The sequence below is a fragment of the Vibrio sp. R11-SG3-ISO9 genome, from assembly GCF_059834255.1.
The window spans coordinates 182,176-191,857 of record NZ_JCBDGU010000030.1; the positions used below are offsets into that span (position 1 = coordinate 182,176).

Here is a 9,682-nt window from a genome sequence, read left to right on the forward strand (position 1 = left end):
TATTGATGAAAGTTGGGAATAATACCCCCAACTTATCTCAATCAGACCTTGGGCTCTACTCTTTACTTGTCAGTTCTTGAACTAGCGTTGCGATTCTGGTGCCGTAATAGCGAGCAGTGAGTAGGTCATTGTCATTAACGTTCTCCTCCCCATCATCGATACTCGACACCAAGCCGATGTTCGATCCGGTACGATTGAGGCCTAAATCATCGGTATGTTTAGAGGCATCGAGTCCAATCCATAACATTCCATGCTGACACGCCAGTGTGAAGAAACTCAATAGTGTTTGCTGTTGCTCTCCATTAAGGCTGCCGCCTGTGGTAAAGCCTGCGGCGAATTTATTACGCCAAGCTTTAGCACAGTAGGGCTCACTGCTGGCGTCCATAAATGCCTTAAATTGCGCCGCTGGGCTACCCATGTAAGTTGGGGAGCCAAATACAATTGCATCGCACTCTCCAAGTCGCTTGAGCTTCTGTTCGTTGATGTAGCGACCCTCTACAATTTCACTGGGTAGCACCTCAATCATGGTGACGGATTGAGATTGAGATTGAGCCTCGACACCTTCGGAGAGGGCATGGGCGACAGCTTTCGTTGCACCACACTTAGAGAAGAAAACAATACCGATCTGACTCATTGGTTAATCCTCGTAGCGATTTTTATTTTCAGCATCATGAGTAAGGTACTCAATGAACTCCCACTCAACACCGCTTGCATCGTAAAAATAGACGCGCTTGCGAAACGGATTGTCCTCTCCGATATCATTCTGTTCATAACCAGCAGCTAATAAGCGCTTCTGAACACGATCAACGTCATCAACAACGATACCAATGTGATTGATGCCTACGTCTAGATAAGGGGAGCGGTCGGTTTGCTCTCTTGCAACGACCTCTTGAAGTGCAATGTAGCTGTCGTCAGTACCGATATGGCACCAGCGATAATTTGTTTGTCCACGGTGGCGCTCTTTAAATTCAGGGATCGCGGTTTGGATAAATTGGACGGCGTCATCAATGTTACTGACGGTGATATTTGCGTGTTCAACATAAGCCTGCATGGGAACCTCCAGTGTTCTCTAATTAGTAAACAAATAACTTTATAAAGCTATTTGTTTACTAATATAGTTCAAAAAATGACTAAGTAAATAAAAAACTTTATTTAATCTACTTTTGTTTTACTAAGAGCAAGTTTGAGTGACGGAAGAGGACCGACAGGCACAAAAAAAGGCTCCGGAGAGCCTTTGATTTTTTTATGAGGTTCAAGCGCTTAGAGCACTATTTGTTGAGAGCAAATGTCGGTAGAGATAGGTGCCATCGAATTGCTCCTAGACGAATCAATAGGGTAGAGAAGACACCGGCTAGGAAAGCTGTCTCGGAGTCTTGTCCCATGCTAAGAGCCGTTGTGTGGAATACACCACCGATGATACATGCTGTGGCGTACACTTCGCTTCGTAGGATCATTGGTACTTCTCGAGCCAGTACATCGCGGATAATACCGCCGCCACAGCCAGTAATCACACCCATGATTATCGCAACTAGTGCAGAGTCTTGATAGCTCAACGATTTATCTACACCAATGCCAACAAACACAGCCAAACCGATAGCATCACATACAGGCAGGATCCACCATGGGAGACGTTTCGGACGTCTTACGATGATCATTGTCAGCAGACAGGTAATAAGAATAACCCACAGATAGGTGGTATCGGTGATCCAGAATACGGGAGTAGCACCCAACGCCATATCGCGAATAGTGCCACCACCAATAGCAGTCACACTGCCTAGAACGGCGACCCCAAATGGGTCCATTTTCAAGCGGCCAGCGACAAATACGCCAGAGATGGCAAAAATAGCCGTACCGAATAAGTCGATAAAGTAAAGCAGCATGGAGTCCATGATACTGATGCTCTTAAAGTTTAAATTGTAGGGACAGGTATACGGCGAATTGTACGAAAAATCGCATCAAATAGTTAGCGATTTTGACGTGCTTTATCAAAGTAATCGCACACCTGTTGGATAGCTTGTAGTGTTCGTGTTGTAGGGCGGTTTATCCAGTCAGAATTGAGTGACCAAATCTGCTCTTTTTCAACTGCTGGGATTTCATCACCCCAATCGCTCCACATGGTGCCGTTCTCAATGGCATGGCGAGAGGTGAAGATAACCTCAGGCTTTTTCAGTACCACTTGTTCAATGCTCACTTGTGGGTAAGAGGTCGCAGCGTCTTCGAAAATGTTTTGGCCGCCACAGAAATCAAAGACTTCACTCGGCCAGTGACCTTGTGCGACAGTGATGATCGGTTTCTCACTCAACTGGTAGAAGTATTGAACTGGCTCGGCGTCTTGATACTTAGCCCTGAGCTGCTCAAGCTGTTCTCGATAAGCTTTGGCGTTGCTGAGTCCAACGTTAGGGTCGCTAGAGTATTGACTGAGGTGCTCAATATTACTGGCGATGCTGTCTAGGCTCTTGGTTTGTGAGTAGTAGATCTCTAAGCCAAATTGTTTGAGCTTCGCAAGCTCTCTCGGCGGGTTGCCTGCGGGCCAAGCCAGAATCAGATCGGGTTGAAGCGCGATGATCTTTTCGACCTTTATCCCTTGATAGTTGGCCACCTTAGGCAGCTTATCAGCTTCGGGCGGGTAGTCGCTTCTTTCGCTCACTGCAATCAAGTTGTCACCAAGTCCTGCACTGTAAGCCAACTCTGTGGCGTGCGGGGCAAGACTAACGACACGCTTTGCTTCGCTATGAGTTTCTGCCTGTGCATTGGATTGCCATAAACAGAGTGAAAGTGCAGAGATAGCTGCACAAGAGAAAGAAAACTTCACATTAAATCCCTTGGTGAATAATCAGTAATAGAGCACTTTGAATCAGTAGCCACGCCAATATCCGCCAAGCGAGCATTTTTTGCAGTTGGGCTAAGTGCAGCGCTGATGGTGCAATTCGACCACCCAATTTGGCTCTTACCGCTTTAACGTTGTCATAGATTGCTGGACCACCAAGGGACAGTTCGAGTTTATTACCCGCTGAAGTGATGAGCCAAGCAGGGCCTGGCAGTGGCCAAGAACGACTCTGAGTCAGCATCATCGAGAAGGTATTACTTGCGTTGTGTCCAACCACAATCATCAAGGCAAACAGTCGTAATGGAATAAACTCTAGAACCGCGACCACTTTCACTACGCTTGAACCAAATGGAGCAAAGCGTTGTCTGCTTGGTGACCAAGCGCGCGCCAACTCTGCGGTCAAACGGTACATGAGCGCCGCAATGCCCCCACCAATGGCGTACCAAAAGAGCACGCAGATAACGTTGCGACCGTAACCCATAATCAGAGTTTCGGCAGAGGCTTTTCCAAGTCCCAGTGTAGACAGAGTATCGGTTTGGCGATTAACCACAGGCGCGAGCAGTTTGCGTGCTTGCGGCTTATTATCCTGACTGAGTGCGCGAATCAGTTGGCTTGCAAGCTTCTCGTTGTTGCGCCAATCGATGGCAAGCAACAGAAGGGCAAGTTCAAATAGTTGCGGCTGCCACATCAGAGGCTTGAGGGCGATAAGCAGAATGAGAGCAGGAAAACACATCAACAACCAAGCTAAGGTTCCAGAGATTAAGCTCTGTGAGTAGTTGCGATTGTTGTTTACCTTGTCAGCGAGCAGTTCAGCGAACTTGTGCCAGAGAGTGACTGGGTGAGCGGCGTGAGGAATCGGTAAGATTAAATGAAAGAGCAGTGCCCCCCACATAACGAGGAGCACGCCATTTGCAAATACCTGATCAAACAGTGTTTGCATCTTGAGTGACTTATTTAAGTAGGTCTACCATCTTAATCACCATCTCAGAAGAGCTCTTCGCTGCTAGCGGTAGGAACTCTTCAAAGCTCATTGGTGACTCTTTGTCTGCTACGTCAGAAATTGCGCGAACGACAACAAACGGTACTTCGAATTGGTGACAAGCTTGTGCGATTGCAGATGCTTCCATCTCAACCGCGACTACAGATGGGAAGTGCTTGCGGATGAACTCTTGGCGCTCAGCCGTGCAAACGAAAGCATCACCAGTACAGATTAGGCCGCGCACTGCGTGTGTGTCTTCCATTTGTGCTAGTGCTTTCTCAGCAACGTCCATTAGCTTTGCATCTGCTTGGAATGCTGCTGGTTGGCCTGCCATTTGGCCAATCTCGTAACCAAATGCTGTCACGTCTGCATCGTGGTGACGAACTTCAGTAGAGATAACCACATCGCCTAGGTTAAGTGTTGAATCAAAACCGCCTGCAGAGCCAGTGTTTAAAACCACGTCTGGTTGATATTCGCTTAGTAGGATAGAAGTACCTACCGCAGCCGCTACCTTACCAATGCCAGATTGCAGTAACACAACATCAACACCATTTAACTGACCTGAGAAAAAGGTACAGCCGCCTTTTTTCACTTCTGTCATCTCTGTGATTGCTGATTTTAGGATCGCAACTTCTTGCTCCATTGCGCCAATGATGCCGATTTTCATGTGTAGTCTCTTAATAAGGTTGTTTTTACAATAGGGTGAAATTGTAGCATGGAAGAGAAGCATCAAGCGACAGCACTTGTGTACTTCTCTTCGGTATCACAACTGCGGGTATGATTACTCAATCAGCCCCGCTTTTGTCAGCTCTGCTCGTAAGGTATCCACGCGTTTGCGGTTCACGCCAAAATCCGAATGACCGGTACGAGACTCTGAACGAACCAAAAGGTTATTGCCTTCAACTTTGAGTTCTAAGTCATCGACAAAACGCATGATCTTGCTGGTAAATTCGACACGCAAGTAATCGTCATTCTTTACGGCTGTTTTGGTTCTAGGCTGTTGTAAGATGACCGCTTCAATCTGAGACAGGCTGACGCCATCAGCGAGAGTAAATGGAGCAATGCTGTGTTGCTCACGAGTGTCTTGAGTTGAGACACAGTTAGGCTTGTCGCCACATGGGTTTTTGGTTCTGTCTTCCATTGTTTGATTTCCTTGGCTACAGCCTGCGAGGCCGATAATAAGGGTGGAGAGCAAGACGACTTTTTTCATTGTTTTTTCCTTTGTCTTTAATGGGAGTATACGGCTTACCCCATTGATGATCGTCATAATACTAAGGGTTAATTATATGACTTAAAAAGGAAAAAGGATCCCTAATGAGATCCTTTTATTTTTAATATGTTAGCTAGAACTTAAAGACCTATGGCAAAAGACCTAGTAAACATCACGGACGTAGCGTTTCTGCTTTTTGAGCTGATTGACGTACGCTTTAGCGCCATCCTCATCGAAACCACCATGCTCAGCAACAATCTCATGCAGTGCTTTGTCGACGTCTTTTGCCATGTAGTAAGCATCGCCACAGACAAAGAAGTACCCGCCACGCTCTAGCCAAGCAAATAGCTCAGCGCCGCTGTCGCGCATCTTATCTTGTACATACACCTTCTGTTCTTGGTCACGTGAGAACGCGAGATCAAGTCGCGTCAGTACCTCTTTTTGTTGTAAGGCTTCGATCTCTTCTTGGTAGATATAATCGGTAGCGCTATTGCGGTCACCAAAGATCAACCAGTTGTCACCAGGAGACGCTTGCACTTCACGTTCTTCAAGGAAGGCGCGGAATGGGGCGATACCTGTCCCTGGACCGACCATGATCATCGGCGCTTTATCATCTTCAGGAACCGCGAAGTTTTTGTTTGGTGCAAAGTAGCAAGGGACTTTCTTACCCTCTTCAACAAGATCTGCAAGCCATGTCGAACAAGTACCGTTGTAGTCTCGTTCACCATTGTTGTAACGCACGCTGCCAATGGTGAGGTGAACTTCATCGTTATGTTTGTTTAAGCTTGATGAGATCGAGTAAGCGCGTGGCGCGATTGGTCTTAGCAAAGATAAAATCTCAGCCAGTGACAACGACACTGTTGGGTAAGCTTTCACAAGATCGAGGATATCTTTACCCCAAAGGAAGTCGTTCAGTGCACTGGTATCGTCACTGCCTAGCATCTGGATCACTCGGTGATCGCTGGCTGCTTCTGCAAGAGCTTTGACTAGCTCTTTTGATGGCGTTCGGATATCTAGGTAACTGGTGAACAGCTCACGTAAGCTGTGGTTTTCGCCATTCCATGATGGCTTCTCATCACCGCTGAACTGGAAGTGATCAAGTAGCGCGCTCACTAACTCAGGTTGGTTTTCTGGGATCACATTAAGAGCATCACCCGGTTTGTAGAACTCGCCTGAGCCCTCTAGTGAAAGCTCATAGTGTACGATCTCTTTACTTGAGCCTTGTTTGGTCAGCACACGCTTATGTTTAAGTGTTGCTTGCAGAGGGTTCTTACGACCGTACTTGGATTTTTGCTTTGCTGCCGGTGATGAGCCAGATACCGCTTCACTATCCGCCCCCTGTGCTGCGATAGCTGGTAGGGTAGCGATCATCCACTCTTCTGCAGGTTGTTCAAAGTCGATGTCACAGTCGACACGGTCAGTCACGCGAGTTGCCCCAAGCTCAACCAATCGCTCATCCCACTCTTTACCTGCCAAACAGAAATCGTCATAGCTGGTGTCACCCAGAGCCAGAACCGAGAAGTAGGTGTTACTAAGTTGAGGTGCATTGTCACTACTCATGGTTTCCCACAAAGTCTCTGCATTATCTGGGTGTTCACCCTCGCCGTAGGTACTGGTGACAATCAGAATACGCGATGACTTAACAAAGACTTGCGCGTCAACGTCATCCATATCTTGAACGGTGGCAGTTAAGCCGTACTCTTTGGCCTTCTCTGCAGTGTCATAGGCAACGCTCTCTGCGTTACCTGTTTGTGAACCATAGAGGATGGTTAGCCCTTTTACTTGAGGCTTAGACTCCGCATGTACAACGGACTCTTCCTTAACCAAAAGGCGTGAATGAAGGCCTGAAAAGAAGCCCGCCAACCAAGTTTTTTGGTCTTCATTAAATGGTATATCTTGTGGCAAATGAGGTACTTTCATTTTTCTTCCTATTTAATACTTTGCCTGTCCTTAGGCGATAATACTCGTCATACTTGAATCTACAGCGTTGTTAACTGCTCACGTTCACCCTAATCACATAACAAAACTATGCTCATAGGGCTGGACGTACTTGTTGCCTAGCTGTAGACCCAATTATTTTGAGTATGGGCTTCTTGTTCTGCTTGTTCGATCTGATCGCGGATCACATCGGCAAAGGTGTAGCAGTAAAGCGTTGCTAGGCGCTGATTGATTGGCTCAATCGCTTTCATCTCTTTGCTGATATCTTGTTCTCTTGCCATGATCCACACAGTTGTGCCGCGGCTGTGGGTATCCCACACATCGCGTCTCTCGAGTGAAGCCTTGTAGTCTTGAATGCGTTTGTTAGCGAGCAGTACTGAAAGTTCATCGTCGCTGTAGTTAGAGACCGCTTCCTTAACATCTTTAAGCAGTTGGTCGTAGAGCTTTTTATCTTTCAGCTCAAACATTCGTTGGATCACTTGAGCATCACCGGCGCTGTTTTTAGCGAGTTGATGAGCTCGATGCAGCACGCCACTGTGGGTTAATAGATCACAGATGAGCGGTGTATCCATATCGCCATATTGTGGGCTCAATCCATTAGACAGAGCCTTTTGATCACGGTAGGCAAAGTGCACCGCTTCGATCAGGTTATTGGCTTGGCCTTGGATGAGCTCTTCCAGCATCTGCTTACGCGTGTGAGAGGTCAGAATACTCTCTGGATGTTGGCTGTGTAATAGAGCAAATGGAACTACAAGCGTGAACAAGGTGCGACTGGTCGGCCAATCTTTGAGGATACGCTGCGCCTTGAGTGAACCAGTAAAGCGAACGTGCTGTTCTAGGTGCCACTTAAGTGCTTCTTCGTATCCCGGGTTTTGTTCAATCAATGGCACTGTGAGTACTGAGTCGGCGCTGCAGCTATTTACGAATTGACCATCGATGTCGTACTGGTAAGCAATACCACCAGACATGCCGTTGCCGAAGCCTTTACCAAAGCCTCCAAGGTTGATCACTGAGCCGTTAGTCATGTATTCACAACAGAAGTCACCAACCCCCTCAACGACAGCAACAGCACCAGAGTTACGTACTGCAAAACGGTCGCCCGCTTCGCCTTGAACAAAGGCTTGGCCGCCAGTTGCGCCAAACAGTGCAAAGTTGCCGATAAGGACGTTGTTGCCTGCTTTCAGTTTACGTTGACTTGGCGAGCGAACCACAATATGACCGCCACTTGAGCCTTTACCGACACCGTCGTTACAGGTACCAGTGTGCTCCATGACCAGACCGCTGTTATTAAATGCAGCGTAACTTTGACCTGCACTGCCGTGGCTTTTGACAACGATAGACTCGGCATCAAAGAAACGACGACCATTAGCCGCTGTGAGTGTTGCTGGGTGTTGTTGCGCCTTGCTTTGGTAGTTCAGGGCACGCTCGATGTCGATTGAGAGTTGACCACCTGTTGATTTGTTGCGGTTATTGAGCTTACCCGCATCCAGAACAATGTTGCGCTCTTCTTGTTCAAAGTAGTCAGCGAGTAACTGTTCAATAAGGTTGTCATCTGGCGTGAAGTCAGCTTCTAGATAAACGGGTTTCGCAACCTTAACAAGGTCGACTTCGCGCAGTAGGCCAGTGACATTGAGCTTACCAACAATGCTGTGGTGGTTAGCAAGGTGAAGCAGCTCACTCTTACCACGGATCTCTTGCAAGCTGCTGTAGCCGAGGCGAGCCAAGATCTCACGAACCTCGTGGGCAACGTTTAGGAAGTATTGAGCAAGGGCTCTTGGATCGCCTTGGTACAACTCTGGGTTGGTCGTCAGGCCGGCCGGACATTTAACATTACAGTTCTTAGCCATGACACACTTGAGCATCATCAGTGCTGTGGTACCGAACTCGAACGAGTCACCACCCATGATGGCAGACTTAATCACGTCGATACCGGTTTGGTGTGCGTTTGAACAACGCAGTGTGACCTTATCGCGCAGACCATTTTCACTTAGAGCCTGATGCACCTCGGCGATACCGATTTCTGCAGCTCGGCCAGTATTCTTCAAACTGGTTACGGCTGCAGCACCTGTACCACCTGTGTTACCTGCCACGTTGATGATGTCTGCGCCAGCTTTGGCGACACCAACGGCGATGGTACCAATACCTTCAGACGATACGAGCTTAACGATCACGCGTACACGTGCGGCTTTAGCGTCATGGATCAGCTGACCTAAATCCTCAATCGAGTAGGTATCATGGTGGGGCGGTGGACTGACAAGTTCCACGCCCGGAGTACCACCACGCGCCGCGGCAATTTCTACCGTTACTTTTGGTGATGGCAGCTGACCACCTTCACCTGGTTTTGCCCCTTGGGCGATCTTGATTTCGATCTCTTCAAGCTGCGGGTCTGCAAGGTAGCCGACCCAAACGCCAAAACGACCTGAAGCAAACTGTTTAATTTTGCTCGATTTGATGGAGTTAAAGCGAGAAGAGTGCTCACCGCCTTCGCCCGAGTTACTCATCGCACCAGCGATGTTAGTGCCTTGCGCTACGGCTTGGTGAGCGTTGGCATTGAGGGCACCGTGACTCATTGCGCCAGAAGCAAAGGCTGGCGTAATAAGGTGAGCGGGTTCGACTTGCTCAAGGGCAATCGGCTGCTTTGTCGTCTTAACGCGAGATAAGAAGGATTCAAGAACGGGCTTAGCAGTGAGCTCAATGGTTTCATCGACGACTGCGACATGTTCAATCT

At 47.9% G+C, this 9,682-nt stretch carries 9 protein-coding genes; all 9 read right to left on the minus strand.

The features are described from left to right. Positions 1 to 55: 55 nt before the first annotated feature. On the minus strand, positions 56 to 634 hold the full coding sequence (locus AC6R05_RS09740; protein WP_500647245.1) for a flavodoxin family protein: 579 nt from the start codon (positions 632 to 634) through the stop codon (positions 56 to 58). Between the two features lie 3 nt (positions 635 to 637). Next, positions 638 to 1,051 carry a VOC family protein gene (locus AC6R05_RS09745; protein ID WP_150870909.1) on the minus strand — a complete coding sequence of 138 codons (414 nt, stop codon included), beginning with the start codon at positions 1,049 to 1,051 and terminating at the stop codon, positions 638 to 640. A 217-nt stretch (positions 1,052 to 1,268) separates the two neighbouring features. Further along, positions 1,269 to 1,889: a TRIC cation channel family protein gene (locus AC6R05_RS09750; protein WP_032553131.1), complete on the minus strand. Its 621-nt coding sequence runs from the start codon at positions 1,887 to 1,889 to the stop codon at positions 1,269 to 1,271. Between the two features lie 74 nt (positions 1,890 to 1,963). Continuing rightward, positions 1,964 to 2,785 (minus strand): vitamin B12 ABC transporter substrate-binding protein BtuF, encoded by an 822-nt coding sequence (gene btuF, locus AC6R05_RS09755; RefSeq protein ID WP_500647250.1) that lies wholly within the window; start codon positions 2,783 to 2,785, stop codon positions 1,964 to 1,966. 28 nt (positions 2,786 to 2,813) lie between these two features. Further along, positions 2,814 to 3,767, minus strand: coding sequence for a cobalamin biosynthesis family protein (locus AC6R05_RS09760; protein WP_150895830.1), 954 nt, complete (start codon positions 3,765 to 3,767; stop codon positions 2,814 to 2,816). A 10-nt stretch (positions 3,768 to 3,777) separates the two neighbouring features. Further along, positions 3,778 to 4,473: a 5'-methylthioadenosine/S-adenosylhomocysteine nucleosidase gene (gene mtnN / locus AC6R05_RS09765; RefSeq protein ID WP_032553134.1), complete on the minus strand. Its 696-nt coding sequence runs from the start codon at positions 4,471 to 4,473 to the stop codon at positions 3,778 to 3,780. A 114-nt stretch (positions 4,474 to 4,587) separates the two neighbouring features. Further along, positions 4,588 to 5,016 carry a DUF1499 domain-containing protein gene (locus AC6R05_RS09770; protein ID WP_285467751.1) on the minus strand — a complete coding sequence of 143 codons (429 nt, stop codon included), beginning with the start codon at positions 5,014 to 5,016 and terminating at the stop codon, positions 4,588 to 4,590. 162 nt (positions 5,017 to 5,178) lie between these two features. Further along, a complete protein-coding gene (locus AC6R05_RS09775; protein ID WP_500647246.1) occupies positions 5,179 to 6,936 on the minus strand; it encodes a diflavin oxidoreductase in 1,758 nt (585 codons plus the stop codon). A gap of 137 nt (positions 6,937 to 7,073) precedes the next feature. Next, on the minus strand, positions 7,074 to 9,682 hold a 2,609-nt coding region (locus AC6R05_RS09780; protein WP_500647247.1), incomplete at its 5' end, for a glutamate synthase-related protein.